This window comes from Pseudomonas sp. Irchel 3F3 (genome assembly GCF_900187545.1).
Classification (GTDB): domain Bacteria; phylum Pseudomonadota; class Gammaproteobacteria; order Pseudomonadales; family Pseudomonadaceae; genus Aquipseudomonas; species Aquipseudomonas fortuita.
Map to the genome: position 1 here is coordinate 78,934 of NZ_FYDS01000012.1, position 26,035 is coordinate 104,968.

The window sequence follows — 26,035 nt, forward strand, 5'->3', positions numbered from 1 at the left end:
GGGGCGCTTCGCACTCCATCGCCGGCAAGCCAGCGCCCACAGGATCACTGCGGCTTCGGATCCTGTGAAGTACCTGTGGGAGCCGGCTTGCCGGCGATAAGGCCGGGCCTGGTGAACCTAAGCATCGAACTTTTCGATCTTAACCCGCGGTATTCAGCCCGCCCACAGCCTGCAACCGGCTGATACAATCGGCCCACGAGAAATTTCCAACTTATTCCAGGAGCACAACGTGCCCGTCGTCTTTGTTGCCGCCTCTAAACTCCCGACGCCATTCGCGACCTTCACCATGCACGGCTTCCTCGACGAAGCCACTGGCCGCGAGCACGTAGTGCTCAGCCTGGGTGACATTGCGGATGGCCAGCCGGTGCTGGGGCGCCTGCACTCCGAGTGCCTGACCGGCGACGCCCTGTTCAGCCAGCGCTGTGACTGCGGTTCGCAGCTGGAAGCCGCGCTGCAGGCGATCGCCCGTGAAGGCCGTGGGGTACTGCTGTACCTGCGTCAGGAAGGCCGTGGCATCGGCCTGTTGAACAAGATTCGCGCCTACGAGCTGCAGGATGGTGGCGCCGATACCGTCGAAGCCAATGAACGCCTGGGCTTTGCCGCCGACCAGCGCGACTACGCCATCTGCTTGCCGATGCTGGAGCACTTGGGCGTGAAAGCCCTGCGCCTGATGACCAATAACCCGCGCAAGGTCAAAGCCCTGACCGACATGAATATCGTGGTTGCCGAACGTGTGCCGCTGCACACCGGCCACAACCCCCACAACCGTTACTACTTGGCGACCAAGGCCGGCAAACTCGGCCACATGCTGGGCAATGAACACCAGGGCGAGGTGCCCCAGGCGTGACCCGCGCCGAGGTCAAGCGGCGCCTGGCACTGGCCTGGTGGCAGTACCTGGCTGTGGGCCTGGTGCCGCTGCCGGTCATGGCCTGGGCCTTTGGTGGTGGTGACGCGCTGATCCCGGTGCTGGCCATGCCACTGTTCATCGCCGGCGCGGCGACCATGTTCCTCAGCCTGCCGCGCTTCGGCGCTTACAAGCGCGCACTGATCGCCACCTCCAAGGTGCTCGGCACGGGCGAAGAGCCCGCTGCCTGGATCGAACTGGCGCGGGTGCGGCGCATGGCCATGCTGTACGCCTGCTTGCCGGCCTGGGTCGCCGCACTGTCTGTACTGGTCGGCCTGGAGGCGGTGCCGCAGATCCTGCTGGCGTTGTCCACCGTGGTGGTGCTGTACCTCTATCGCATTCCGCGCCAACTGGGCTGATGCGCTTTCTACCTGGCCTGCTGGCGCTGTTCGCCTGTACCGCGCTGGCCGCTGACCCCTTGCGGGTGGTCAGCCTGGCGCCTTCGATGACTGAAATCATGCTTGAACTGCAGGCCGACGACCTGCTGGTCGGCGTGCTCGACGGTGGCGAACGGCCGGCAGCCCTGCGCGACCTGCCCTCGGTAGGGAGCCAAGGTCAACTGGACATGGAGCGCCTGCTCAGCCTGCGCCCTGACTTGCTGCTGCTCTGGCCGGGCAGCGTGCCACCTGCCCAGCGCGACCAGCTCAAGCGCCTGGGCATTGCCACCTTTAGTGCAGAGCCCCGTGACATCGACCAGTTGATCGCGCAGATCGAAGCCATCGCCGAGCGTATCGGCCGTGCCGGGCAAGGCCATCAATATGCCCAGGCCCTGCGGGAACGGCTGCGGCAGCTGCGCCAGCAGTACCGGCGTGACGAGCCCTTGCAGGTGTTCTATCAGGTGTGGGACCAGCCGTTGTACACCCTGGGTGGCCGGCAGGTGGTGAGCGATGCCCTGGCCGTGTGCGGGGCGCGCAATGTGTTCGCCGACCTCAGCCAACCAGCGCCGCAGGTGAATGTGGAGTCTGTGCTGCTGCGAAATCCACAGGTCATCCTGGCGGGTGATCAAGCGCAACTGGCAAGCTGGAAGGCCTGGCCGCAACTGCGTGCGGTTGCCGATGGCGGTTTGCTGGTGATACCCGACAAAGGCATTGAGCGGCCCAGTGGGCAGATGATCGAAGCCACCGCCCGTTTGTGCGCAGTGCTCGCGGCTAAAGCGCCGGCGTCCAGGTAACGCTGAACAGCAGCGTACGGCCTTCTTCACGGTAGGGGTGATAGGCCCCCTCATAACTGTACAGGGCGCGGCTGTAAGAGCGGTCCAGCAGGTTATCCAGCTTCGCTTCCAGTTTCAGTTCATCAGTGGCGGCCCAGCTACCGCGCAGACCGAGCACACCATAGCCGCCGATGCGGTTGCGGTTGGCCTCATCGTCGTAGCTGCCGCTGACCGCTTGCCAGCTTGCCCCCGCGGTGAAACGCCCGAGCTCACGGTCCAGATCCAGGCTTAACGTGCGGCGTGCACGGCGGGCGAGAGTGTGGCCGCTGTCACGGTCACGCGGGTCGATCAGTGCCAGGCCCAGCTGGCTGTGCCAGGCGCCCCACTGTTGCGCCAATGCCATTTCGAAACCGTTGATCTGTGCCGAGGCCACGTTGCGGGGTACCGAGTCCTGGCCAAACACGATCGCATCGCGCAGATCGGTGCGGTATAGCGAGGCTTCCAGGCGGCTGTGCGTCGTCAGTTGGCTGCGCCATTGCAGCTCGTAGCTTCTGGAGTGCTCGGGGTCCAGGTCCGGGTTGCTGAACTGGGGGTAATAGAGGTCGTTGAAGGTTGGCGCCCTAAAGCCCTCGCTGTAGGACAGCAGCACATCATTCTGTGCGTTCAACGGTACGCTCAGGCTGCCGCTCCAGGTGGTCTGGCCGCCGAACTGCTGGTTACGGTCATGGCGCACACCCACTTCGGTGGAAAAGTGCTCGCCCTGGTAGCGGTGCTGGACGAAAACGGCGCGGTTCCAGCGGCTGTCTTCGGTGAAGTCGGTGCTGGCGTGCACGCGGTCTTCGTACCAGTCGCCACCCAGCAGCAGGCTGTTCCGCTCGCCCAGGGCCAGGTCGTTCTGCCAGGTGACTTGATCACGGTAGGTGTTGAACACGAAGCGTTCGGCGCTGAGCTTGTCGCGCTTGTCGTCGCGGTTCTCGCTGTGGGCCAGTTCCAGCCGCGAATGCCAGGCGTCGGTGAGTTGGGCATCGAAGTAGCTGCCCAGGCTGCTGACGCTGAAATCGGTGTACGGCTGTTGGCCGTAGCTTTCGAAGGTGACCGGGTCGAAGCCGCCGAACGGGTTGTCGTATTCGCTGCGGCCACGGCTGTCGAGCAGGTTCAGGCCGGCCTCGAAGCGTTCGCCAAAGGTGTGGCTCAGGCTCAGGTTGAATGCCTTGTTGCGGTAGGCGTCGTGGTCGCCATCGCTGGCGAAGGACGGCCCGGTCGAGTCGATGCCGGCCGTTTCATCCAGGCTGGCGCCAAGGTTGAAGCGGGTCGCGTCGCTGCCGCCAGAAAGCCCCAGGCTGCGCTGGAATGTCTGGTTGCTGCCGGCGGCCGTGCGCAGGCGCGGCTGCAGGCCGGGGCCATTGCTGCGACGGGTGAAGATCTGGATTACCCCGCCAATGGCGTCGCTGCCGTACACCGCCGAGCGCGAGCCGCGCAGCACTTCCACCCGCTCAATCTGGTCGACGTTCAGAAACTGCAGGCCGCTGTCGCCAGAGGTAGCGTTGGCAATGCGCACCCCATCGACCAGCACCAGGCTTTGTGCCGCCTTGGTGCCGCGGATGAAGATGCCAGGCAGGCTGCCCCGGCCACCGGTTGGCGCCACTTGCACGCCGGGCACGCGGCTGAGCAGGTCGGTGACGCTGGCGGGTTGCAGGCGATCGATGTCAGTACGGGTGAAGACGGTGTTGGCAGCGCTGGTGGCGGTGCGCGACTCGACCTGGCGGCTGGCGCTGATCAGCACGTCGGGGAGCTTGAGGGCGTCGTCGCGCTCGGCGGCTAGCAGGAATGTGGGGGCACAGAGTAGTGCGGCACAGGCGGATGGTTTCATGGGCAGCCCCAAAGTATTCGCGGGACAAGCCCGCTCCCACAGGATTGTCAATGTTCTCGAAAAGCGTGATGGACCTGTGGGAGCGGGCTTGCCCCGCGAATGGGCCGCAAAGCGGCCCCAGGGATTACAGGCCGAGCCTGGCCATGCGGGCTTTTACCGAAGCTTCGATCCCGGCCGCATCCAGCCCGCACTCAGCCAGCATCTGCGCAGGCTTGGCATGCTCGACGTAGATGTCGGGCAAGCCCAGGTGCAGCAGCGGCTTGAGCACTGCCTGGCTGGCAAGGAACTCGCCCACCGCTGCACCCGCGCCACCCATGATGGCGTTCTCTTCAATGGTTACCAGCAGCCCGTGGCTGCCAGCCAGTTCAAGCACCAAGGCTTCGTCCAGCGGCTTGACGAAGCGCATGTCGACCACCGTGGCGTTGATCTGCTCGGCCACCTGCATGGCCTCGGTCAGCTGCACGCCGAACACCAGCAGGGCGACTTTCTCGCCTTGGCGGCGAACCACGCCTTTGCCGATTTCCAGTGGGTCCAGATCGCCACTGATCGGCGCATTCGGGCCGGTACCGCGCGGATAGCGCACGGCTGCCGGGCCGTTGTACAGGTGTCCGGTGCTGAGCATCTTGCGCAGCTCGTTCTCGTCGCTCGGGGTCATCACCAGCATGCCCGGGATGCAGCGCAGGTAAGACAGGTCGTAGCTGCCTGCGTGGGTCGGGCCGTCTTCGCCAACCAGGCCGGCGCGGTCGATGGCGAACAGCACGTCGAGGTTCTGCACCGCTACATCGTGGATCAGCTGGTCGTAGGCACGCTGCAGGAAGGTGGAGTAGATCGCCACCACCGGCTTGCTCCCTTCGCAGGCCATGCCGGCTGCCAAGGTCACGGCGTGTTGCTCGGCGATCGCCACGTCGAAGTAGCGCTCCGGGTAACGCTCGCTGAAGTCGACCAGGTCCGAGCCTTCCTTCATCGCCGGGGTAATACCCACAAGGCGGTTGTCGGCAGCGGCCATGTCGCACAGCCACTGGCCGAACACGGCGGAGTATTTCGGGCCGCTGACGGTCTTCGGCGCGGCAGGCTTGTCGGCCGGCTCCAGCTTGGTGATGGCGTGGTAGCCGATCGGATCGACCTCGGCCGGGGCGAAGCCCTTGCCCTTTTTGGTCACCACATGCAGGAACTGCGGGCCCTTCAGGTCACGCATGTTGCGCAGGGTGGCGATCATGGTCGGCAGGTCATGGCCGTCGATCGGGCCGATGTAGTTCCAGCCCAGCTCTTCGAACAGCGTACCCGGCACCAGCATGCCTTTGGCGTATTCCTCGGTGCGGCGGGCGATTTCCCAGGCGCCCGGCAGGCGCGACAGCACTTTCTTGCTGCCTTCGCGCATGCTCGCGTAGGTGCGGCTGGAGAGAATCTTGGCCAGGTAGTTGGACAGGCCGCCGACATTGCGCGAAATCGACATGTCGTTGTCGTTGAGGATCACCAGCATGTCGGCGTTGACTTCCTGGGCGTGGTTCAACGCCTCGAAGGCCATGCCGGCAGTCAGCGCACCGTCGCCGATCACCGCGATCGACTTGCGTGCGCTGTTCTGCAGACGGGCGGCAATGGCCATGCCCAATGCGGCGCTGATCGAGGTGCTGGAGTGGCCGACGCCAAAGGTGTCGTACTCGCTTTCGCTGCGGCGCGGGAAGGCGGCGATGCCGTCCTTCTGGCGCAGGCTGAGCATGCGGTTACGGCGCCCGGTGAGGATTTTGTGCGGGTAGGCCTGGTGGCCCACGTCCCACACCAGCCGGTCGTCCGGGGTGTCGAACACGTAGTGCAGGGCGATGGTCAGCTCGATCACGCCCAGACCGGCACCAAAATGCCCACCGGTCTGACCCACGGTGTAGAGCAGTTCCTGGCGCAGTTCGTCGGCCAGGGTCTCCAGGTCGGCTTCGGCCAACCGGCGCAGGCCGACAGGCGTGTCAGCGCGGTCGAGCAACGGCGTGACCGGGCGTTCGCGGGGGATCTCTTGAAACGTCGTGGGCATCAGGCGAGTCGTTATAGGTGTGTGAAGACGCGGCAGTTTACCCCATTGTAGGAAATACTGCCCATTCAGACGGGTGTCGCACGGGGCTGCTGTGCAGCCCATCGCCGGCAAGCCAGCTCCCACAGGAGCTTCACATATCACAGGCCGCTGAGGTACCTGTGGGAGCTGGCTTGCCGGCGATGGGGCGCGCAGCGGCCCCAATCAATCAGTTACGGCGTTCGACGATGTAGCGGGCCAAGGCCCGCAGCGGCTCGGCCGTTTCCCCGAACCCTTGTAGTGCGACCAGCGCCTGGTCGCGCAGTTCGGTTGCGTAGGCCTTGGCCGCTTCCAGGCCCAGCAGGGCCGGGTAGGTCGGTTTGTCACGTGCTATGTCGGCACCCTGGCGTTTGCCCAGGGTGGCGGTGTCGCTTTCCACATCGAGGATGTCGTCCTGCACCTGGAATGCCAGGCCAATGGCCTGTGCATACACCTGCAAGGCATCCAGCTGCGCCTGTTCGGCACGGGCACTGGCCAGGGCGCCGAGGCGTACGCTGGCCTCGATCAGTGCGCCGGTCTTGTGCCGGTGCATGAACTCCAGTGCCTGCTGGTCCAGCTTCAGGCCTACCGAACCGAGGTCGATGGCCTGGCCGCCGACCATGCCTGCCGGGCCGGCGGCCTTGGCCAGGGCCTGGACCATGGTCAGGCGTACGCTGTCGGCCTGCGGGCTGAGGCCCGGGTCGAGCAGGGCACTGAACGCCAGGCTCTGCAAACCGTCGCCCGCCAGGATGGCGCAGGCTTCGTCGAACGCTTTGTGGGTAGTGGGTTGGCCGCGACGCAGGTCGTCATCGTCCATGGCTGGCAGGTCGTCATGCACCAGCGAGTAGGCGTGGATCAGTTCGACCGCGCAGGCCGCGCCGTTGGCCTGTTCGGCCGGGGCGCCCAAGGCTTCGCAGGCCGCGTAGGCCAGCAGCGGGCGTACGCGCTTGCCGCCGTTCATCACGCTGTAGCGCATGGCGGCGTAAAGGCGTTCCAGCTCTTTGGACGGGGCAACGAACAGCCGTTCGAGGGCAGCGTCGACCCGCGCCTGGCAGCTGGCCTGGTAGGTGCCGATCATGCTTCCGGCTCCGCGTCGAAGGGCTGCGCGGCCAGTTCGCCGTCGCGTTCCAGCAGGATCTGCACCTTCTGTTCGGCCTGGGCCAGTGCACCCTGGCAATCACGGGTCAGGGCGATGCCTTGCTCGAAGGCGGCCAGCGACTCTTCCAGCGACAACTCGCCGTTCTCCAGGCGCTCGACCAGTGCTTGCAGGTCTGCGAGGGATTGCTCGAAATCGAGGGAGGCTTTTTTGCGGGCCATGGCGACTTTCTCGGTGGCATTCAGAACGGCGCGACACTAGCAGAGCGGGGCGGGGGGAGCAAACTTCCCGGGCAATGCGGTTGGATTTGCCGGCCTCTTCGCGGGTAAACCTCCACAGGTATTACACCGGTTCTAAACCCGGCGCGGACCCTGTGGGAGCGGGCAAACCCGCGAATAGCCTCAAGGCGGCCTATCAGGCCGGCTCTGCTTCCCGTTCCAGCATCGCCTCGCGGTACCGCGCCAGCTCCTCGATGGTCAGCACCGGCAAGTTGTACTGCCGCGCATAAACCGCCACCTGCTCGCCACGCGCCATGCTGCCATCGGGGTTCATCAGCTCGCACAGCACCGCCGCCGGGCGCAGGCCGGCCAGGCGCGCCAGGTCCACCGAGCCTTCGGTGTGCCCACGGCGGGTCAGCACCCCGCCATTGCGGGCGCGCAGCGGGAACACATGCCCCGGGCTGACGATATGGCGCTGTTCGGCGCTGGAGCGCAGTGCCGCGCCAATGGTGGTGATGCGGTCCTGGGCAGAAACCCCGGTGGTGATGCCTTCTGCCGCCTCGATGGTAACGGTGAAGCCGGTGCCGTGGCGGGCCTGGTTGTTCTGCACCATTGGCGCCAGTTGCAGTGCGTCGACGGTGGCTTCGTCCAGGCACAGGCAGACGATGCCGCTGCAGTCGCGAATCATCATGGCCATGGTCTGCAGCGTAATGTTTTCGGCAGCGGCAATGATGTCCGCTTCGTCCTCGCGGTCGTCATCGTCGAGCAACAATACAGGGCGCCCGGCCTGGAAGGCGGCGATGGCGGCGGAAACATTGGGGAACTTCGAGTGGTGCTGGGTGGACATGAAACGCTCCTCGTGAGTGATCGATGAACGTCTCGGGGCGAACAAAATGCGCGCGCAGGGGCGCCCGGATGGCCCCTGCCTGACGCCTTCTTTCATCCGGACTATGACCGTCGGCTCTGGAGTTGCACCAGATCTGCTGACCCCCGGCATGGCCGGGGCGCTCGCGGGCTCATCTTTCGATTTACCGCCGGTGGGGACTTGCACCCCGCCCTGAAGACCCGCCAAGCATACAGCACTGTGACGCCTGGCTGGCAACCCGGTGCACCTCGACTTTTGGCGCATGCATGTAGCCATTTACCACATCGTGCCAGTTTCCAGCCCATAGAGTGCAGGCTCTGTCTTACCTCACCCAGGAGCACCCATGACCACACTCTACCCCTACACTGCCGCCGATCTTGACAAGGTATTTGCTTCGCTTGAGCCGCTCTGGTTCGATAAAAAACGCTACGCCTCGGGCCTGGACAGCAACCCCAACCCCAGCATCTTGATCGTGGCCGGGGCCCAAGGCTCCGGCAAGACTTACCTGCTGGACAACCACTTGCTGCCAAGCGGGCGCTATGATGACTTTGTGCGACTGTACTTGCCCTCGTTTCGCGAACTGCATCCGCATTACGCGGCCATGCAGGAAAAGGGCGTGCTGCATGTCTACGAACACACCGAGCCATTCATCTGGGCCTTGTGTGAAAAGGTTTTCAACCATGCCTTTGATAATCGATACAACATCATCATGGAATGCGCGCTCGATGATCTTCGTTTCGCCGATTTCCCCGCGCAAGCCGTAGAGGCTGGTTATCGATTCGAAGTGCACCTGATTGCGTGCCAAAAGGAGTTCAGCCATTGGGCGACCCTCGACCGGGGCATCAAAAGCATCGGCGCAAACGAGCCCGAGCGGTTCATGCCACTGTCGGTGATTGAGGGTTCGCAAGCCAATGCCCGGGCTATCCTGGACGCCTTCGAAAATGCCTGCATAAAAGTGCAAGACTCTGAAATCACGTTGTATCAACGCGGAATCGAGACGGGGATGGACAGCCAGGTGCTATGCTCCAGCCGCTGCGAAGCCGTTGATAACCTGACGCCTCAGCCAGATTTCAAGGGGAAGCCGTTCTTTACCGCTGCGCAGTTGAACCCGTCATTCGAAATTCGCCGAACCCCTGCGGCCAACGCGCCATGTTCCTATCCGCAATATTCCCAGGTTGTGCATACCGGCATGCTTGAGGAGGACACGCGACAGCAGATGGTCCGCTTGTGTTGCAAGACGCTCGATCGGGCACAGACGGAAATGCCGCGCGTGCCCGCAGACGTGTTCCACCAGTTGAGTATGTATGTGCTCAAGTACATCTACCCTTGAGCGGGGCCTAATGCGTCATCTGCTCCAAGACCAGGCGCAGTGAGGCTGGCAGCATGGCGCCATGCCCCAGTCCATTGAACCGTTCAAAGTGCACCTCCATCCCTGGCACTTCGGCCAGGGATGCCGCCAGCTCCCGCGCCGGCCGTTCCACATCGCCTTTCATCGGCCCCCGAGGGCTCGACGGCTCTTCATCGCCGCGCATCAGCAGCAACTGTCGTCGCTTGTTACCCAATCGCTGCTGTAGCCCCTGCGCCTCGCGAACGATCGCGCCGTCATGCCACCACAATGAAGGGCTGGCCGCCGCGTAATCACTGAAGGCTTCAGGCCGAGTGAACAGCGCATGCAACACTGCCAGCCCCCCATATGAATGCCCCCATAGCGTCTGGCGCTGCAGGTTGATAGGTGCCACCTTGGCCACCATCGGCCGCATGTGGCGGGTCAACAGATCGAAAAACACATCCACGCCACCGCTGGGCTGGCCGGTCAGCGGATCGCGCTGTTCTGTCAGCCCAGCAATCGCCGGGGTGTAGTCGTAGGTGCGGCTGGCCCGCTCGATGCGCTGCTCGGATTGGTACCCCACCGCCACCAACAGCGGCGCCTGGCCCTTGGCGAGCTTATTCAGCAGGTCGCTGTCCAGGGCGCCCAGGGCGGCATTGCCGTCGAGCATCCACAGCACCGGGTAGCCTGCGGCAGGTGCCGGGCGGTTCGGCGTGCCGATCCACAAACGGTAATGACGCTGGCCATCGGCCGAGTCAAGGTCGAGCTGGCTGAAGCGGTAGGCCAGGTCTTGACGTTGCAGCAGCGAGGTGTCCATCTTCTGGTTTCGCTCGGGCTGCGCCAGGGCCACGGGGGTTGCAAGGGCCAGTGCCAAAGCCAGCGTCAGGATCATCTTGCTCATCAGGCTTCTCGTCAGGGCGTTGCGAGGACCGCAAGGCTGAAACGCCAAGATGATAATCAGTCCTGATTGAGCGTAAAGCGCATTAACTTTCTAAACAGTCCCGTGCCCTCGGCAACGTCATGTGAAGGCACAGGCCAGGGTGGCCATTGCGGGCCCACAAGCGGCCACCCTGCAGTTCGATGGCGCGGCGAGCGATGGCCAGGCCAAGGCCGAACCCGGCGCCGCTGTCGGCCAGGCGCTGGTAGGGCTTGAAGATACGCTCAAGGTCGGCGTCAGGTACGCCGGGGCCCTGGTCGCTCAGGCGCAAGTGCCAGCAATCACCCTCACGCCAGCCATCCAGGCATACCCGGCCTTGGGCTGGCGAGTGGCGAATGGCATTGCGCATCAGGTTTTCAAGGGCTTGAGCCAGGCTGTCCAGATGGGCGTGCACCACACACTCGGTACCGAGCGAACACGACAGGCGCGCACGGTCCCAGCCACTTTCGAAGCAGACGTCCTGGCACAGTGCTTCCCATACCGAAGCTATCAATACCGGCTCGGTTGGCAAGCTGGGTTGTTCGGTATCCATCCAGGCCAGGTCCAGCGTGTCCTCCAGCAGTTTCTGCATGTCGTTGACTTCGCGGTCCAGGCGCTCGCGCAACTGCGGCGGCGGCAAGTCGCTGTCGTGGGCGATGCGCAACCGCGCCAGGGGCGTGCGCAATTCGTGAGACAGTGTGCGCAACAGCAGGCGCTGTTGCTCAAGGCTCTGGCGCAGGCGCCCGGCCATATGCTCAAAGGCCTGTGCCAGTTCACCCAGCTCGTCGCGGCGTTCCAGCAGGGGCAAGGCGGGGTGGTCAAGGTCGTCGGCACGCAGGGCGTCGGCGCGGTCGCGCAGGCGGTTCAGCGGTACTACCAGATGCCGATACAACGCCAGCCCCAGCAGCAGGGCGAGCAGTGCTGGGGCAACGCCGTGGGTGATCGCATGGGTCCATGGCGTCAGGCCGGTGGGCAACATACGTTCGGGCAGTTGCAGCACCAGGCGGCCGTGCTCGGGGTGTTGCGGGAATTCAATGCTGACGTAGGGCAGTTCATCCTGCAGGCGCCGGCTCATTGGCCAGTCCAGTTTGCGCATGAAGGTCAGGTGGCTGGCTTCCTTGGCGCTCAGCGGCGTGGTGCCGAGGCTTTGCAGGTGCGGCCCGATCACCGCCACCCACGTATCCTCGGCCTGCTCCAGTTGCCTGCGCCAGGCCTCGGCGCCGATTGCGCCGCCTTGGTTCCAGGCGTCCTCAGCTTGTTGCGCATAGCGCGCCAGGTAATCCTGGTCGGCCCGGGACAGAAAATAGGTGCTGCGTTCCACGGACAGGCCCCAGGTCCAGATCAGCCAGGTCAGCAGCAGGCAGAAGCTGACCTGCAGTACGGCCAGTTTCCACAGCAACGGGTGGCGCCGCATCAGGGCTGTTCCGTGTCGACCAGGATGTACCCCTGCCCGCGCACGGCCTGGATCTGCAGGTGCTGGGCACTGATATCGGCCAGTTTGCGGCGCAGGTTGCACACATGTACATCCAGGCCCCGGTCCAGGCGGGTGTAGGCCCGATGCAGCACGGTCTGGTACAGGAACGGTTTGCTCAAGGCTTCATTGGGGTGCGCCCGCAGCGTGACCAGCAAGCGGAATTCGGAAGCGGTGAGGCCAGCGGCGTTGCCGTTGTGGATAACGTCCTGGCGGTCGTGGTCCAGCAGCACTTCGCCGACATCGGTACGCAGCACCATGCCGCGATCGAATGCCACGCGCCGCAGCAAGGCATCCACCCGTGCGTCCAGCTCCGCCAGGCTGAAGGGCTTGGGCAGGTAGTCGTCGGCACCACGGGTAAAGCCACTGATGCGGTCCTGCTCGGCCCCCAGCGCCGACATCAGCATGACCGGCACCGCCTGTTGTCGGCGCAGCTCACCGAGCAGGCTGAGGCCATCGATACCCGGCAGCATGATGTCCAGCAACACCAGGTCGAACGAAGATTGCCGGATTGCGTCCAGGGCCTGCGTGCCCGTGGTGCAGGCGTGCACCCGAAAACCGCGTTTGAGGAAATGGCATTCCAGGTCCTGACGCAGGCTTGCGTCGTCTTCGGCGAGGAGAAGTGAGGTGGGCACGGCGAGCCTTGAATGAGAACCTGTATCAGTTACGAATCATCCCATTGCCAGCAGGAGAGGGCAACGCCTGGGTGTGTTAAGAAGGTTAATCCTGCTGCGCCCCCGTTTACCCTCCGGTATCGTTCGCAAAAAGCAACTTGTTTCGTTTGCGAATTAATATCATTTGGGCGAAGGGTGTGTCATGAACGGTTTCAAAAGTGTGGGGGGCTCGCCATGGGCTCGGGGCTGGCTTGTACTGGGTTTGCTGGCGCCGTTTTCGCTGTCGGCACTGGCGGAAACGGTAGCGACCCAGGCAGCAGCCGAGGATAGCTCGCTCGACCTGCCGGCACTCACCATTGAAGGCAACCGCCTTTATGACATGCTGCCCTCCGAAGCGACCGGTGGCTACAGCGTCGATGCAGCGACCGTGGGCACCAAGACGCCAGCAGCGCTGAAGGACATCCCCCAGTCGATCACCGTGTACACCCAGGACTACGTCAAAGACCGCCAGTTCGTGCACCTGGATGACCTGGCCAAGTACACCGCCGGCCTGCGTACCTTGACCAACGACAGTGGCCGGTCGTCGATATACGCCCGCGGCTACGAGTACAGCGAGTTCAACATTGACGGCCTGCCGGCACCAATGGCCAGCATCTTTGGTACCGTGCCATCGCTGGCGGCGTTCGACCGTGTCGAAATCATGCGCGGCCCGGCCGGGCTGTTCAGCAGCACCAGTGAACTGGGTGGCATCGTCAACATGGTGCGCAAGCGCCCGACCGCCGAATTCCAGGGCCACGTCGAAGGCAGCTATGGCACGTGGGACACCAACCACGAAGAAATCGACCTGAGTGGGCCGCTGGATGACGCTGGCCGCGTGCGCGGGCGTTTCATCGCGTCCCGTGACGACACCAATGGTGAGGTCGACTACAACGCCAACACCAGCAACAGCTACTACGGTGCGCTGGATGTCGACCTTGACGACGCCACCACGCTATCGTTTGGCCTGATGCACGAAGTGAAAAACATCACGCCGCACAATGGCTACCCAGCAACGTTGTCCGGCGAGGTGCCCGACTTCAGCCATTCCCGTTTCCTGGGGGCTGACTGGAACTACTTCGATGGCAAGACCACCGACCTGGTGGCCGAGCTGACCCACCGCTTCGACAACGGCGGCTATGGCCGTGTCGCGGCGCGCGGCTCGCACCGTGACACCCACTACCTTTATGCCTTCACCGCGACCAATGCCAACACTGGTGCCAACTCCGAGCGCGCCAGCGCCCGCGACTTTACCCAGGACACCTACTCGCTGGACGCCAGCTACAGCCAGCCGTTCGAAACCCTCGGCCAGGTCAGCGAGTTTGTGGTCGGCACCGACTACAAGAACTACGACACCGAGTACCTCAACGGCACCACCAACCTGGGCGCCATCAACGTCAACACCTACTCGCCCAAGCAGTTCGCCAAACCGTCGCCCAACTACAGCACCGAGACCGGCATGCAGGAAGAGGAATACGGCCTGTATTCCAAGGTTACCTTCCGCCCGATCGAGCGCCTGGCGCTGATTGCCGGTGGCCGCTTCAGCTGGTACCGCGGTGATTTCTACACCACTACCCTGAGCAGCGGTGCCAGCACCAACGACAGCAAGCGCGTGGACGGCCACTTCACCCCGTATGGCGGCCTGGTCTACGACCTGACCGAGAACCATGCGCTGTACGCCAGTTACTCGCAGGTGTTCAAGCCGCAATCAGACACCGACAGCAACGGCCGGGTGTTGAAGCCACGTGAAGGCGAGCAGTACGAGCTCGGCCTCAAGAGCAGCTATTTTGGCGGCGACCTGAATACCCGTTTCTCGGTATTCCGGCTGACTGACAAGAACCGTGCCACCACCGAATATGACGAGGATGGTGTAGACACCAATTTCTCGATTGCCTCCGGCAAGACCCGCGTCAAAGGCGCGGAAGTGGAAGTGAGCGGCAAGCTGACGCCAAACTGGGAGTTGCTGGCCGGCTACACCTGGATGGAAACCGAAACCCTCAAGGGTGATGCCGAAACCACGTTCTTCATCATGCCGCGCAACCAGGCTTCGCTGTGGAGCAAGTACACCATCAGCCAAGGCCCGCTAACCGGCCTGGCCATTGGCGGCGGTGTATCGGCAATGAGCAGTTTCTACGCCGAGAATGGTGGCGTGCGTATCGATGCACCCGGCTATGCCACGGTGGACGCGATGCTGTCGTACCCGGTTACCTCGAAGCTGACGGCCACTTTCAACGTCAACAACCTGTTTGACCGGGACTACCTGTCGCGGGTGGGATCGACGTCGACGTTCAACTTCTATGGGCCCTCGCGCAGCATGATGGTTGGGGCGCGATACGATTTCTGATCGGCGTGTTTCAGCACGTCTGCGGTCCCTGTTGGAGCGGCCTTGTGCCGCGATGGGCCCAGCAAATGATGAGAAATTGTTGCTACACCACGTGTGCAATTTGTGAAGGCGCACTAGAGTGAACCCCAAGCGGAGCGCTTGCTGCGTAAGCAGAAGGTCTGCAAGGACGCTGGAACGTTGTTGAGATGGACGGCTGGTATTGAGGAGTAAGCCCCATGTAGACAATTCAATCGTTGGCGTCCTGGTATCCCTGTGAGGGGAATATGATTGAAGACCCTTATATTCTGTTTACCCGCATTCCTGTTGTAGTAAATGAGCAAGGTGATTTATTTACGGACCCGTTGTGGGTCAAAGATATAGAACTTCATTTGAGCTACATAGAGAATTTCGGAATGTGCTGCCCTGTTGAGAGAGGCCGTGATGTTGACGGGCTGCAGAGCATCGCTCATCTGGATATAAAATGGCTTTATGAGTTGCGCAAGGATCAGGGGTTCAGGTCGGTATTAAAGAACTTTATTCCGAACTTCCTAACTGTCATCAACGCCTGCAAGAAGGCCCAAATTGTTCATTCTGACGGGGCGGGCTGGGCGTTCCCTTTATCTTTCTACGTGTTGCCGCTCAAGCCGTTCTTCCGCTTTCAGTGGGTGGTTGTCATAGAATCTTCTTTCTGGATGCTGGCCCAAGGACAGCCGCGAACCCTCAGAGCAATCATCGAACACCATGTGCACACCCTTTTGCTGAAGCGCTGCGTAAAGCTGGCAAATGCCAGAATATTTACCCAGTCTTTTTACAAGGACTATTTCCTTGGGCGTGATAACAGCCGCACGTTGATCAACCCTGCCAGCTGGCTCGACAAAAAATTCATGGCAAGCCCCGAGGCAGTCAGAAAACGGTTCGAAGGCAGGCGCAACCGTACACTCAACGTGCTTTACCCCTCACGGCTTGTTCTTGATAAAGGTGTTCTGGTAGTCCTTGAAGCCATTAAGCAACTGCAAGTCGAGCACGTTGATCTCACCGTCACCATCATGGGTGAGGGTGATTTGAAAGCGCACTGTTTACGCGTTGCAGCTGAAAACCGTGGCAGCGTCGAGGTGCGGTTCCAGAGCGCCGTTGATTATGGCAGAGACTTTTTCAGCATCATTGCCCAGCATGACTGGCTTTTGGTGCCGACCTTGAAGCAGGAACAGCCCCGCATCATTTTTGACGCGTTCAGCCAGGGCGTTCCCGTCATCGGTTCTGACACAGCCGGGGTACTGGACATCACGAGCAAGCAAAACGCGCTGACGTTTGAAACCGGGAACCCGTCCAGCCTCGCAGCCTGTATTCGTCATGCTGCCCGGCATCCCGAACTGGCGTTGGAAATGGGGCTTGCGGGGCTGGAGTATGCGACCGGGAAAACACACTTGCAGATGCACCAGGTGCGCGAGGCATTCCTGAAGAGCAGTTTGACGCCCTCTGCAAGGCCGCGCGCCTGACATGGCCAATGATGGGCTATTCGTTCGGGCATTAAAAAGCCGGCTTGTGGCCGGCTTCTCGGGGACGCTTCCGACTAATTTATGGTAAGCCGCAATCGCCTTAACTGTGTGGCCATCAAGGGCCTGAAAGAGATGGCAGATGCCCGTGTGGGATATCGCCGAGCCCTCTGGACCGCGGCTTGCGCCGGTCGGGGCTTAATGTGCGGGGTAGCATACAAGGGCACGCGCAAGATGCCCAGCAAAAAATGGCACAGGTTGTTTCAGCCGGGCCGCTGCTGGCGGAAATGGGACCAGTGGAATACCCACCCGATAATCTCCAGGCCCTGCGCCTGGCGCTGGGCAGGGGTGTAGCGTTCGACGGCGTAATTGCGCCGGTCATGGCTGCGCAGGTACAGGGTGCCCTGTGGGCTGAGGCTGAGGTTGTTTACCCTCAGCGCGCCGTTATGCAGCAGCGCGTAGGTTTCGCCCTCAATGACCCGCGTCATGCCCAGGTCGACTGCCAAAGTGGCCCCCAGCGGCACCTGCGGAACCATGTTGTTTGCCGTCATGGCCAGGCAGATGGCGTTATCGGCGTGCACTCCCAATCTTTTCAGCGCTTTTGCGGGCAGGCGCAGGTGTTTGCTGGGCACCGGCGAAAGCAGGCCATTTTGCAGTTCGAAAAAGGGCACTTTTACCTGCCGGGCACGGTGTGCCGACAGTGGGCTGGGCGGGTTGGCCGGCGCCTGGCGTGGCGGGCAGTTGCGCTGGACCGGGTTTGGGTGTTTTGGCCCTTCGCCCGTGCGCAGCCAACGCCGATGCACACAGAACAGATCGGCCAGTTCGTCCAGGCGGGCCAGGGGCACGCCGCGTTTGAACCAGTTGTTGACGTGCTGCGGTGTGACGCTGCGCTGGGCGGCGAAAGCGGAAGCGGACAGGCCACATTCGTGGAGAAGGGCTTTAAGGCGGTCGCCGGAAGTGTTCATGGGGCGAGTGTAATGACGGGGCCCCCGCAAGGAAATGAACCAGTTGTTGACGAGGCTTGTAAGAAAAGTGCCTCGTTGTAGGGCGTTGGTGTAGGACTGCGTAGGACATTTTACCGATGAAGGCTTGTCGCCGATTCAGGCATAAAAAAACCCGCCGAAGCGGGTTTTTTTACAATCGGTATCAGCCCTTGTAGGCAGCAACCGATTTGGTAATCGCGGCACGGGCGGCGTCAGCGCCATCCCAGCCTTCGATCTTGACCCACTTGCCCTTCTCGAGATCTTTGTAGTTGGCAAAGAAGTGCTCGATCTGCTGAATCAGCAGGGCTGGCAGGTCAGTGTATTCCTTCACGTCGACGTACAGCTGCGACAGCTTGTCGTGAGGCACAGCGATGACCTTGGCGTCACCGCCGCCGTCGTCGGTCATGTTCAGCACGCCAACCGGACGAGCGCGGATAACCGAGCCTGGCGCTACCGGGTAAGGGGTAACCACCAGCACGTCCAGCGGATCACCGTCGTCAGCCAGGGTGTTCGGGATGAAACCGTAGTTGGCTGGGTAGAACATCGGGGTGGCCATGAAACGGTCGACGAACAGGGTGTCGCTGTCCTTGTCGATCTCGTATTTGATCGGCGCGTGGTTGGCCGGGATTTCGATGGCGACGTAGATGTCGTTCGGCAGGTCTTTGCCCGCCGGAATCTTGCTGTAGCTCATTGGGCAGTGCCCCCGTGTTTGACCAAAAAAGTGGCGGCGATTATAGGCACATTCTGCCGGGGCATGCCACGCCTGGCCTGATGTGCGGCCCCGTCAGGCGTGGCTTTCGCCGTATGCGGGGTGTTCGGCCTGCAGCCGGTGCAGCCGCGCCAGCGGGTCTTGCCGGTAGAACTGCGACAACTGGCGGTAGACCAGTGGATAAGCCTGATGCAGCAGGTCGGGGGCACTAAAGAAGTATTCGCTGGTGACGGCAAAGAATTCCGCCGGGTTTTCCGCGGCATACGGGTCGATAGCGGTTTCGGCGTCGGGGTTGTTGTCCAGCTGGCGGTTGAGGTCGTCGTAGGCCTGCTGCATGGCCGTTGCCCATTCATCCACCGGCATGCCGCTGTGCAGCGGGGGCAGGCCGTTGGCATCGCCATTGAGCATGTCGAGCTTGTGCGCCAGCTCATGGATGACCAGGTTGTAGGCCTCCCAGCCACCACCGGCCAGCACGCCGTTCCAGGCCAGAATGATCGGCCCCTGTTGCCAGGCTTCGCCGCTGTGCTCGCCGTCCCACACATGCTCCACGCCACTGGCATCGCGGTGGCGCTGGGGGCTCTTGAAATCGTCGGGGTACAGGATGATTTCGTGGAAGCCCTGGTACCAGTTCAGCTCACCCAGGTGCAGCAGCGGCAACTGTGCCTGGGCGGCCAGCAACAGGCGCTGCTCGTCGTCGGGTTCGACACCTGGCAAGCAGGTGAGGTGCTTGTCGAGCAGGAACAGGATGCAGGCTTCACGCAGCCAGTGGTCTTCCTCGTCGCTGATGCCGTCCAGTATGGGCAGGCGCTCGCGCACGGCCTGCCACTGTTCGGGCTCGATGGGGTAGCGCGCCAGCGCGCGCTTGCGCCGCCAGGCGCTGAACGACCACATGCCTGCTGTTCGCTAAAAGGTCAGTGAGCCTTGGCCGCACGGCCCAGGCGGCTGCGCAACAGGCCGAGGAGCATCGGCACCAGCGACAGGATGATGATGCCCACCACCATCAGCGACAGGTGCTGCTTGATGAATGGCACGTTGCCGAAGAAGTAGCCCAGGGTGACCAGGCCGCCGACCCACAGCAGCGACCCGGCAACGCTGAAGCCAAGGAAACGCGGGTAATGCATGTGGGCGATGCCGGCGACGAACGGTGCGAAGGTACGCAGGATAGGCAGGAAACGCGCCAGGGTCACAGTCTTGCCGCCATGGCGTTCATAGAACTCGTGGGTGCGCTGCAGGTAGTCGCGGCGGAAGATTTTCGAGTTGGGGTTGTTGAACAACCGCTCCCCGGCTGTTCGGCCGATGACGTAGTTGGTGCTGTCGCCCAGGATTGCGGCAGCCATCAACAGGCCAGCCAGCAGCACAGGGTCCATGCCACCACCTGCCGCTACGGCGCCGGCGATGAACAGCAGCGAGTCGCCCGGCAGGAATGGCATGACCACCAGCCCGGTTTCGCAGAAGATCACGGTGAATAGAATGGCGTAGATCCAGGGACCGTAATTGGTGACCAGCAGATCGAGGTAAGCATCGAGATGCAGGATAAGGTCCAACGGGTTGAAATCCATGTACAGCACCTGTGTTCTTGGGTGTAGGCAGGGTTACCTGAGGATGGGTAAATTTTCACACATGACAGGAGGGGCATTATACGGCGAAGTGAGGGGCATGCCCGGAGAGATTGTAGCGGGGGGTTACGGTGCAAGGCTTGGACAGTTGTATTGACTGTACCGGCCTCATCGCCGGCAAGCCAGCCCCCACAGGTCAACGACTGCCCTGAGGTAGTGGCCAACCTGTGGGCGCTGGCTTGCCGGCGATGAGGCCGGTACCGGCATGCGGGTCAATCCTGGCTGATTGGCAGGATGTAGCTTTTGAACTCGGTATCTTCACGAAACCCGATGGATTCGTAGGTCTTGTGCGCTACCTCATTGTCCGCACTGGTCGACACCCGCATGCGCACGGCGTTGGTTTCCTTGGCCATTTTCTTCGCTTCACGCATCAGGTGGTCGGCCACCAGCATGCGCCGCGAGTCTTCGGCCACGTAGATGTCGTTCAGAATCCATACCCGTTTCAACGACAGCGACGAGTAGCTGGGGTAGAGCTGGCAAAAACCCATCAGCTTGCTGTCGTCATCATCGGGAAGTGCCAGGTAGATCACCGATTCATCCCGCTTCAGGCGCTTTTCCAAAAAGCTGCGCGAGCTGTCGGGGTAGGGCAACTGCCCATAGAACTCCCGGTATTTGACGAACAATGGGGTGAGCAGGTCGAGGTGTTCCAGGGTTGCCTTGATGATGCGCATGTGCGGCCCTCAGAGTCCATTTGGGGAAACAGCGGAATGCCAGCAGCTTTCAAGGGCATCCTGCCCAATGCATGTCACAAGTGCAATCCGCCTTTCGTGACAGGTTTTTTACCCTTTACCCAGCAGGAAGTTGCCTTTCTGGCTGGCGCTGCCTTCACTCTCCAGGCTATGGACCTCGGCTTCGTCCTTCAGATTCACTCCTGAAAGCTGCCGCCGGCAGGCTTCACGCATCAAGTACAGCAGGCGGTGCGCCGCCATGCCATAGCTCAACCCCTCCAGGCGGATGTTGGAAATGCAGTTGCGGTAGGCATCGGTCAGGCCCACCTTCGGCGCGTAGGTGAAATACAGGCCAAGGCTGTCGGGTGAGCTCAGCCCCGGGCGCTCGCCGATCAGCATCACCGTCATCCGTGCGCCCAGCAGTTCACCGACCTCGTCGGCCACTGCCACGCGCCCCTGCTGGACCAGCACAACCGGGGCGCTGGTCCAGCCGTCGGCGGCGGCCTGTTCCTCGAAACGGTTCAGAAACGGCAGGGTGTGACGGTGCACGGCCAGCGCTGACAGGCCATCGGCGACCACAATGGCCAGATCGACGCCGCCGGGGTTGGCCTGGGTGTGCTGGCGCAGAGTGGCAATCGACGCATCGTTCAGTCGCCGGCCCAGGTCCGGGCGTTGCAGGTACTGATGGCGGTCACTGGCGGCGCTGTGCAGCACCAGGCTTTCGCGTCCGCGCTCACTCAGCTGGGTAGCCAGGCCGGCATGATCGAACGCCAGGTGCACGGCATCGCGGGCTTGGGCATGGGCGAACTGGAAGTCCAGCTGCGCCCCGGTCGGCAGGCTGGTGCCGGCGCGGCCCAGGGCGATGCGCGCCGGGGTCAGGTTGCGCAGGGCCAGCCAAGGGTTGTCGGGGGTAGGCGTGCGATGGTCCATGGTCATCCCTATGCAAGCTGTGCCAAGGCCTGGCGGAAAGCCAGGGGCAGGTTGTCACCGAAACGCACCCGGCCATCGGCCTGGGTGAAGATGCCGGTGCGGGCCAGCCATGCCTCGAACTCCGGCCCGGGCTTCAGGCCCAAGGTCTGGCGTGCGTACAGCGCGTCGTGGAACGAGGTGGTCTGGTAGTTGAGCATGATGTCGTCGGAGCCAGGGATGCCCATGATGAAGTTGATCCCGGCCACCCCCAGCAGGGTCAGCAGGGTGTCCATGTCGTCCTGGTCGGCTTCGGCGTGGTTGGTGTAGCAGATGTCGCAGCCCATCGGCACACCCAGCAGCTTGCCGCAGAAGTGGTCTTCAAGGCCGGCGCGGATGATCTGCTTGCCGTTGTACAGGTACTCCGGGCCGATGAAACCGACCACGGTGTTGACCAGAAACGGCTTGAAGTGGCGGGCCACGGCATAGGCACGGGTCTCGCAGGTTTGCTGGTCGACGCCATGGTGGGCGTTGGCCGACAGTGCGCTGCCCTGGCCGGTTTCGAAATACATCAGGTTTTGCCCAAGGGTGCCGCGTTTCAGCGACAGGCCCGCTTCGTACCCCTCCTGCAACACGTTCAGGTTGATGCCAAACCCGGCGTTGGCCGCCTCGGTGCCGGCAATGGACTGGAACACCAGGTCCAGCGGCACGCCGCGGTTGATCGCCTCGATCGAGGTGGTGACATGGGTGAGCACGCAGGCCTGGGTGGGGATGTCGTAGCGCTGGATGATGGCGTCGAGCATTTCCAGCAGGGCACAGATCGAGGCAATGCTGTCGGTGGCCGGGTTGATGCCGATCATCGCGTCGCCGTTACCGTACAGCAGCCCGTCGAGAATGCTGGCGGCGATACCGGCCGGCTCGTCGGTCGGGTGGTTGGGCTGCAGCCGGGTAGACAAGCGCCCGCGCAAGCCCATGGTGCCGCGGAACCGGGTGACTACGCGGATCTTCTGCGCCACCAGCACCAAGTCCTGCACGCGCATGATCTTCGACACCGCCGCCGCCATTTCCGGCGTCAGCCCTGGCGCCAGTGCGCGCAGGCTGTCTTCATCGGCCTCTTCGCTCAGCAGCCAGTCGCGCAGGCCGCCCACGGTCAGGTGGCTGACCGGGGCAAAGGCCTGGGCATCGTGGGTGTCGATGATCAGGCGGGTGACTTCATCCGCTTCGTAAGGAATCAGGGCTTCATTGAGAAAGTGGGTCAGCGGGATATTGGCCAGCGCCATCTGCGCAGCAACACGCTCGCCGTCGTTGCTGGCCGCCACGCCTGCCAGGTAGTCCCCCGAGCGTGCCGGGCTGGCCTTGGCCATCACGTCCTTGAGGCTGTCGAAGCGGTAGACCAGGTGGCCTACCGTGTGTACGAAACTTGCCATACAAATCTCCAGAGCCGCGGGCTGCCCCGCGGCGGGTGGCAGCAATCAGTGCAAGGCCTCTTCGGCCTGCTGGATGGCGGCGAATTCCTCTTCCGGCGTGCCAGCGACCAGATGGTGGCGGCTGTAGAAAGCAAAGTAGGCAATCAATACCGCATAGATCACTGCGGCGCCAATCACCACACGCGGGTCAACCAGGAAACCGGCAACCACGGCGAGGCAGGCCAGCACCAGTGCCACGCCTGACGTGAAGATGCCACCTGGGGTGCGGTACGGGCGCTCCATCTTCGGCCGGCGGATGCGCAGGGTGATGTGCGCGGCCATCATCAGCACATAGGACAGCGTAGCGCCGAATACCGCCACCAGGATCAGCAAGTCGCCCTGGCCGGTCAGCGACAGGGCAAAGCCGATGATGCCGGGGATGATCAGGGCCAGTACCGGGGCCTTGCTTTTGTTGGTTTCCGACAGTTTGCGCGGCAGGTAGCCAGCGCGGGACAGGGCGAAGATCTGCCGGGAATAGGCGTAGATGATCGAGAAGAAGCTGGCGATCAGCCCGGCCAGGCCCACCAGGTTGACGAAGCCACCCATCCAGGTGCTGCCGCCGTAAGCCTTGGACAGCGCTTCGACCAGCGGGTTGCCCGATGCTTTCAGCGCTTCGGAGCCTGCACCGCCAGGGCCGACCACCAGGATCAGCAGGGCGAAGGCCAGCAGTACCAGCATGGCGCCGATCAGGCCGCGCGGCAGGTCACGCTTGGGGTTCTTGGTTTCTTCGGCGGCCAGCGGCACGCCTTCGACGGCAAGGAAGAACCAGATGGCGTAAGGGATGGCCGCCCACACGCCGACATAGCCGAACGGCAGGAAGCTGCTGGCGCCTACTGCGTCCGTTTTGGCGATGTCAAACAGGTTGGCTGCATCAAAATGGGGCACCATGCTCACGAGGAACACCGCCAGGGCGATGGCGGCGATGGCGGTGATGATGAACATCAGCTTCAACGCCTCACCCACACCAAAGATGTGGATGCCGATGAACACGATGTAGAACGCCAGGTAGATCATCCAGCCGCCGATGCCGAACAGTGACTGGCAATAGGCGCCGATGAACACGGCGATGGCTGCGGGCGCAATGGCGTATTCGATGAGGATTGCCGTGCCGGTCAGGAAGCCGCCCCACGGGCCGAAGGCGCTGCGGGCAAAGCCGTAGCCGCCGCCTGCGGTGGGGATCATCGACGACAGTTCGGCCAGCGAAAAGCACATGCACAGGTACATGGTGGCCATCAGCAAGGTGGCGAGGAACATGCCGCCCCAGCCACCCTGGGCCAGGCCGAAGTTCCAGCCGGCATAGTCGCCGGAGATGACATAGGCCACGCCCAGGCCGACCAGCAGTACCCAGCCGGCGGCGCCTTTTTTCAGTTCACGTTGCTGGAAATAGTCCGACCCAACTTTTTCGAAGTCGACGGAAGAGCCTGCCGGCGAGCCGGCGGAATGATCGCTTGGCATAGATTCACCTGTTCTTTTTCTTGGTGGCCGGAAGGGTTCGGGCCGATGGTGATGTGTACTGCAGGAAGCGAGCCAGAGCGGTTGGTGCACGGTTGCCGCTCTGGGTTTTGTGTAGATCAGGTCCGGCCTCTTCGCGGGCTTGCCCGCTCCCACAGGTATTGCATCGGTTCTGGACGCAACGGTGAACCTGTGGGAGCGGGCGAGCCTGCGAAGGCCGCGACGCGGTTTAGAAGAAGCCCAGCGGGTTGATGTCGTAGCTCACCAGCAGGTTCTTGGTCTGCTGATAGTGGTCGAGCATCATCTTGTGGGTCTCACGGCCAACGCCGGACTTCTTGTACCCGCCAAACGCCGCATGCGCCGGGTACAGGTGGTAGCAGTTGGTCCACACGCGGCCGGCCTTGATTCCGCGGCCCATGCGGTAGGCACGGTTGATGTCGCGGGTCCACACGCCGGCACCCAGGCCGAACTCCGTGTCGTTGGCAATCGCCAGTGCTTCGGCTTCGTCCTTGAAGGTGGTGACGCTGACCACCGGTCCGAAGATTTCTTCCTGGAACACGCGCATCTTGTTGTTGCCCTTGAGCAGGGTCGGCTGGATGTAATAACCGGTGGCCAGCGAGCCTTCCAGCTTCTCGACCTTGCCACCGGTCAGCAGCTCGGCGCCTTCGTCCTGGGCGATCTGCAGATACGAAAGAATCTTCTCGAACTGCTGCTGCGAGGCCTGGGCGCCGACCATGGTGTCGGTGTCCAGCGGGTCGCCGCGCTTGATCTGCAGCACCTTTTTCATCACCACTTCCATGAACTGCGGGTAGATCGATTCTTGCACCAGGGCACGCGACGGGCAGGTGCAGACCTCGCCCTGGTTGAAGAATGCCAGCACCATGCCTTCGGCAGCCTTTTCGATGAAGCTCGGCTCCGCCTGCATGATGTCTTCGAAGTACACGTTCGGCGACTTGCCGCCCAGCTCGACGGTGGACGGAATGATGTTTTCGGCCGCGCATTTCATGATGTGCGAGCCAACCGGGGTAGAACCGGTGAAGGCGATCTTGGCGATGCGCTTGCTGGTCGCCAGCGCTTCACCCGCTTCGCGGCCATAGCCTTGCACCACGTTGAGCACGCCAGGTGGCAACAGGTCGCCGATCACTTCCAGCAGCACGGTGATGCCCAGTGGGGTCTGCTCGGCAGGCTTGAGCACCACGCAGTTACCGGCGGCCAGCGCAGGCGCCAGCTTCCAGGCCGCCATCAGGATCGGGAAGTTCCACGGAATGATCTGCCCGACGACGCCCAGCGGCTCGTGGATGTGATAGGCCACGGTGCCTTCGTTGATCTCGGCGGCGCCGCCTTCCTGGGCGCGGATGCAGCCTGCGAAGTAGCGGAAGTGGTCGACGGCCAGCGGAATGTCGGCGTTGAGGGTTTCGCGGATGGGCTTGCCGTTGTCCCAGGTTTCGGTAATGGCCAGCAGCTCAAGGTTCTGCTCGATGCGGTCGGCAATCTTCAGCAGCACGTTGGAACGGTCCTGCACCGACGTGCGACCCCAGGCATCGGCAGCGGCGTGGGCGGCGTCGAGCGCCTTGTCGATGTCTTCGGCAGTGGAGCGGGGGAATTCGGCGATCAGTTTGCCATTCACCGGGGACGTGTTCTCGAAATACTGTCCCTTGACCGGAGCTACGAACTCGCCACCGATGTAGTTGCCGTAGCGGCTCTTGAAGGAAACCTTCGCGCCGTCGGTACCGGGATGTGCGTAACGCATGGTGTGTCTCCTGGCTGTTATGTTTGTTGGGGAGTTGAGAAGCGTAGAGCAAAGGTTGGGCCAGCGTTTGGCACGCCAGGCAAATCAATGACTTGGGTCAGTTGCCTGGGCCAGGTTGACGGGCGCTGTACCAGCACCGGTACGCAGTGGGGTGACACTTTGTGCCA

At 62.6% G+C, this 26,035-nt stretch carries 23 protein-coding genes and 1 riboswitch; of the genes, 6 read left to right on the plus strand and 17 right to left on the minus strand.

Annotated elements, in window-relative coordinates:
• Nucleotides 1–229 precede the first annotated feature (229 nt).
• From ribA to CKW35_RS23390, 3 genes are read left to right on the plus strand one after another with little or no spacing between them, the layout of a single operon-like run.
• Complete coding sequence (gene ribA / locus CKW35_RS23380) at nt 230–847, plus strand: GTP cyclohydrolase II (RefSeq protein WP_016484701.1); 618 nt, start codon at nt 230–232, stop codon at nt 845–847.
• Nucleotides 844–1,263, plus strand: a complete 420-nt coding sequence (locus tag CKW35_RS23385; RefSeq protein WP_016484702.1) for a hypothetical protein — start codon at nt 844–846, stop codon at nt 1,261–1,263. Before ribA ends, CKW35_RS23385 begins: the two co-directional genes overlap by 4 nt.
• On the plus strand, nt 1,263–2,075 hold the full coding sequence (locus CKW35_RS23390) for a cobalamin-binding protein (RefSeq protein ID WP_095116983.1): 813 nt from the start codon (nt 1,263–1,265) through the stop codon (nt 2,073–2,075). Before CKW35_RS23385 ends, CKW35_RS23390 begins: the two co-directional genes overlap by 1 nt.
• Here the strand turns inward: CKW35_RS23390 and CKW35_RS23395 are convergent.
• The 5 genes from CKW35_RS23395 to ribB form a co-directional block, all read right to left on the minus strand.
• Nucleotides 2,053–3,924: a TonB-dependent receptor domain-containing protein gene (locus CKW35_RS23395; protein ID WP_095116985.1), complete on the minus strand. Its 1,872-nt coding sequence runs from the start codon at nt 3,922–3,924 to the stop codon at nt 2,053–2,055. The two genes, CKW35_RS23390 and CKW35_RS23395, sit on opposite strands and share 23 nt — an antisense overlap.
• A gap of 124 nt (nt 3,925–4,048) precedes the next feature.
• Nucleotides 4,049–5,944, minus strand: a complete 1,896-nt coding sequence (gene dxs, locus CKW35_RS23400) for a 1-deoxy-D-xylulose-5-phosphate synthase (protein ID WP_016484705.1) — start codon at nt 5,942–5,944, stop codon at nt 4,049–4,051.
• A 205-nt stretch (nt 5,945–6,149) separates the two neighbouring features.
• Complete coding sequence (ispA, locus tag CKW35_RS23405; protein ID WP_016484706.1) at nt 6,150–7,037, minus strand: (2E,6E)-farnesyl diphosphate synthase; 888 nt, start codon at nt 7,035–7,037, stop codon at nt 6,150–6,152.
• Nucleotides 7,034–7,276, minus strand: coding sequence for an exodeoxyribonuclease VII small subunit (locus CKW35_RS23410; protein WP_003255380.1), 243 nt, complete (start codon nt 7,274–7,276; stop codon nt 7,034–7,036). The genes ispA and CKW35_RS23410 overlap by 4 nt, the downstream gene beginning before the upstream one ends.
• Before the next feature lie 193 nt (nt 7,277–7,469).
• Entirely contained in the window at nt 7,470–8,120 is a 651-nt protein-coding gene (gene ribB / locus CKW35_RS23415) for a 3,4-dihydroxy-2-butanone-4-phosphate synthase (protein WP_016484707.1), read from the minus strand.
• Nucleotides 8,121–8,200: 80 nt separating this feature from the next.
• A riboswitch (FMN riboswitch) is annotated at nt 8,201–8,342 on the minus strand.
• A gap of 139 nt (nt 8,343–8,481) precedes the next feature.
• On the opposite strand from ribB, the gene CKW35_RS23420 reads away from it, so the two are divergent.
• Nucleotides 8,482–9,468, plus strand: coding sequence for a zeta toxin family protein (locus CKW35_RS23420; RefSeq protein ID WP_016484708.1), 987 nt, complete (start codon nt 8,482–8,484; stop codon nt 9,466–9,468).
• 7 nt (nt 9,469–9,475) lie between these two features.
• On the opposite strand, the gene CKW35_RS23425 is transcribed toward CKW35_RS23420, so the two are convergent.
• From CKW35_RS23425 to CKW35_RS23435, 3 genes are all read right to left on the minus strand, one after another.
• Nucleotides 9,476–10,366 (minus strand): alpha/beta hydrolase, encoded by an 891-nt coding sequence (locus CKW35_RS23425; RefSeq protein WP_070086742.1) that lies wholly within the window; start codon nt 10,364–10,366, stop codon nt 9,476–9,478.
• 82 nt (nt 10,367–10,448) lie between these two features.
• Nucleotides 10,449–11,795: a sensor histidine kinase gene (locus CKW35_RS23430; protein ID WP_095116987.1), complete on the minus strand. Its 1,347-nt coding sequence runs from the start codon at nt 11,793–11,795 to the stop codon at nt 10,449–10,451.
• The gene (locus CKW35_RS23435) at nt 11,795–12,487 is read right to left on the minus strand and encodes a response regulator transcription factor (RefSeq protein ID WP_060519257.1); all 693 of its coding nucleotides are present in this window, start codon (nt 12,485–12,487) and stop codon (nt 11,795–11,797) included. The genes CKW35_RS23430 and CKW35_RS23435 overlap by 1 nt, the downstream gene beginning before the upstream one ends.
• 181 nt (nt 12,488–12,668) lie before the next feature.
• On the opposite strand from CKW35_RS23435, the gene CKW35_RS23440 reads away from it, so the two are divergent.
• Nucleotides 12,669–14,846, plus strand: coding sequence for a TonB-dependent siderophore receptor (locus CKW35_RS23440; RefSeq protein WP_016484712.1), 2,178 nt, complete (start codon nt 12,669–12,671; stop codon nt 14,844–14,846).
• A gap of 263 nt (nt 14,847–15,109) precedes the next feature.
• Nucleotides 15,110–16,321 (plus strand): glycosyltransferase family 4 protein, encoded by a 1,212-nt coding sequence (locus tag CKW35_RS23445; protein ID WP_095116989.1) that lies wholly within the window; start codon nt 15,110–15,112, stop codon nt 16,319–16,321.
• A gap of 260 nt (nt 16,322–16,581) precedes the next feature.
• On the opposite strand, the gene CKW35_RS23450 is transcribed toward CKW35_RS23445, so the two are convergent.
• The 9 genes from CKW35_RS23450 to CKW35_RS23490 all read right to left on the minus strand — a co-directional run bounded on the left by CKW35_RS23450 (nt 16,582) and on the right by CKW35_RS23490 (nt 25,868).
• Nucleotides 16,582–17,283 (minus strand): XRE family transcriptional regulator, encoded by a 702-nt coding sequence (locus CKW35_RS23450; protein ID WP_016484714.1) that lies wholly within the window; start codon nt 17,281–17,283, stop codon nt 16,582–16,584.
• Between the two features lie 181 nt (nt 17,284–17,464).
• Nucleotides 17,465–17,992 carry an inorganic diphosphatase gene (gene ppa / locus CKW35_RS23455; protein WP_016484715.1) on the minus strand — a complete coding sequence of 176 codons (528 nt, stop codon included), beginning with the start codon at nt 17,990–17,992 and terminating at the stop codon, nt 17,465–17,467.
• A 93-nt stretch (nt 17,993–18,085) separates the two neighbouring features.
• Complete coding sequence (locus CKW35_RS23460) at nt 18,086–18,901, minus strand: zinc-dependent peptidase (RefSeq protein WP_023048657.1); 816 nt, start codon at nt 18,899–18,901, stop codon at nt 18,086–18,088.
• Between the two features lie 20 nt (nt 18,902–18,921).
• Nucleotides 18,922–19,569, minus strand: a complete 648-nt coding sequence (locus CKW35_RS23465) for a DedA family protein (RefSeq protein WP_016484717.1) — start codon at nt 19,567–19,569, stop codon at nt 18,922–18,924.
• A 269-nt stretch (nt 19,570–19,838) separates the two neighbouring features.
• Nucleotides 19,839–20,297, minus strand: a complete 459-nt coding sequence (locus CKW35_RS23470; RefSeq protein WP_016484718.1) for a GNAT family N-acetyltransferase — start codon at nt 20,295–20,297, stop codon at nt 19,839–19,841.
• Between the two features lie 108 nt (nt 20,298–20,405).
• Nucleotides 20,406–21,224, minus strand: a complete 819-nt coding sequence (gene eutC / locus CKW35_RS23475) for an ethanolamine ammonia-lyase subunit EutC (RefSeq protein WP_095117023.1) — start codon at nt 21,222–21,224, stop codon at nt 20,406–20,408.
• Nucleotides 21,225–21,232: 8 nt separating this feature from the next.
• The gene (locus CKW35_RS23480) at nt 21,233–22,627 is read right to left on the minus strand and encodes an ethanolamine ammonia-lyase subunit EutB (protein WP_016484720.1); all 1,395 of its coding nucleotides are present in this window, start codon (nt 22,625–22,627) and stop codon (nt 21,233–21,235) included.
• A 45-nt stretch (nt 22,628–22,672) separates the two neighbouring features.
• On the minus strand, nt 22,673–24,121 hold the full coding sequence (gene eat, locus CKW35_RS23485) for an ethanolamine permease (RefSeq protein ID WP_023047371.1): 1,449 nt from the start codon (nt 24,119–24,121) through the stop codon (nt 22,673–22,675).
• 226 nt (nt 24,122–24,347) lie between these two features.
• Nucleotides 24,348–25,868, minus strand: coding sequence for an aldehyde dehydrogenase family protein (locus CKW35_RS23490; protein ID WP_016484722.1), 1,521 nt, complete (start codon nt 25,866–25,868; stop codon nt 24,348–24,350).
• Nucleotides 25,869–26,035 lie beyond the last annotated feature (167 nt).

Coding starts and splice junctions, on each gene's coding strand:
- CKW35_RS23440 (WP_016484712.1), top strand. CDS start 12,669: ATGAACGGTTTCAAAAGTGTGGGGGGCTCGCCATGGGCTCGGGGCTGG.
- CKW35_RS23445 (WP_095116989.1), top strand. CDS start 15,110: ATGATTGAAGACCCTTATATTCTGTTTACCCGCATTCCTGTTGTAGTA.
- CKW35_RS23410 (WP_003255380.1), bottom strand. CDS start 7,276: ATGGCCCGCAAAAAAGCCTCCCTCGATTTCGAGCAATCCCTCGCAGAC.
- CKW35_RS23420 (WP_016484708.1), top strand. CDS start 8,482: ATGACCACACTCTACCCCTACACTGCCGCCGATCTTGACAAGGTATTT.
- CKW35_RS23480 (WP_016484720.1), bottom strand. CDS start 22,627: ATGGCAAGTTTCGTACACACGGTAGGCCACCTGGTCTACCGCTTCGAC.
- dxs (WP_016484705.1), bottom strand. CDS start 5,944: ATGCCCACGACGTTTCAAGAGATCCCCCGCGAACGCCCGGTCACGCCG.
- CKW35_RS23470 (WP_016484718.1), bottom strand. CDS start 20,297: ATGCGCATCATCAAGGCAACCCTGGAACACCTCGACCTGCTCACCCCA.
- CKW35_RS23425 (WP_070086742.1), bottom strand. CDS start 10,366: ATGAGCAAGATGATCCTGACGCTGGCTTTGGCACTGGCCCTTGCAACC.
- eat (WP_023047371.1), bottom strand. CDS start 24,121: ATGCCAAGCGATCATTCCGCCGGCTCGCCGGCAGGCTCTTCCGTCGAC.
- eutC (WP_095117023.1), bottom strand. CDS start 21,224: ATGGACCATCGCACGCCTACCCCCGACAACCCTTGGCTGGCCCTGCGC.
- CKW35_RS23430 (WP_095116987.1), bottom strand. CDS start 11,795: ATGCGGCGCCACCCGTTGCTGTGGAAACTGGCCGTACTGCAGGTCAGC.
- CKW35_RS23450 (WP_016484714.1), bottom strand. CDS start 17,283: ATGAACACTTCCGGCGACCGCCTTAAAGCCCTTCTCCACGAATGTGGC.
- CKW35_RS23460 (WP_023048657.1), bottom strand. CDS start 18,901: ATGTGGTCGTTCAGCGCCTGGCGGCGCAAGCGCGCGCTGGCGCGCTAC.
- ppa (WP_016484715.1), bottom strand. CDS start 17,992: ATGAGCTACAGCAAGATTCCGGCGGGCAAAGACCTGCCGAACGACATC.
- CKW35_RS23395 (WP_095116985.1), bottom strand. CDS start 3,924: ATGAAACCATCCGCCTGTGCCGCACTACTCTGTGCCCCCACATTCCTG.
- CKW35_RS23465 (WP_016484717.1), bottom strand. CDS start 19,569: ATGGATTTCAACCCGTTGGACCTTATCCTGCATCTCGATGCTTACCTC.
- CKW35_RS23490 (WP_016484722.1), bottom strand. CDS start 25,868: ATGCGTTACGCACATCCCGGTACCGACGGCGCGAAGGTTTCCTTCAAG.
- ispA (WP_016484706.1), bottom strand. CDS start 7,037: ATGATCGGCACCTACCAGGCCAGCTGCCAGGCGCGGGTCGACGCTGCC.
- CKW35_RS23390 (WP_095116983.1), top strand. CDS start 1,263: ATGCGCTTTCTACCTGGCCTGCTGGCGCTGTTCGCCTGTACCGCGCTG.
- ribB (WP_016484707.1), bottom strand. CDS start 8,120: ATGTCCACCCAGCACCACTCGAAGTTCCCCAATGTTTCCGCCGCCATC.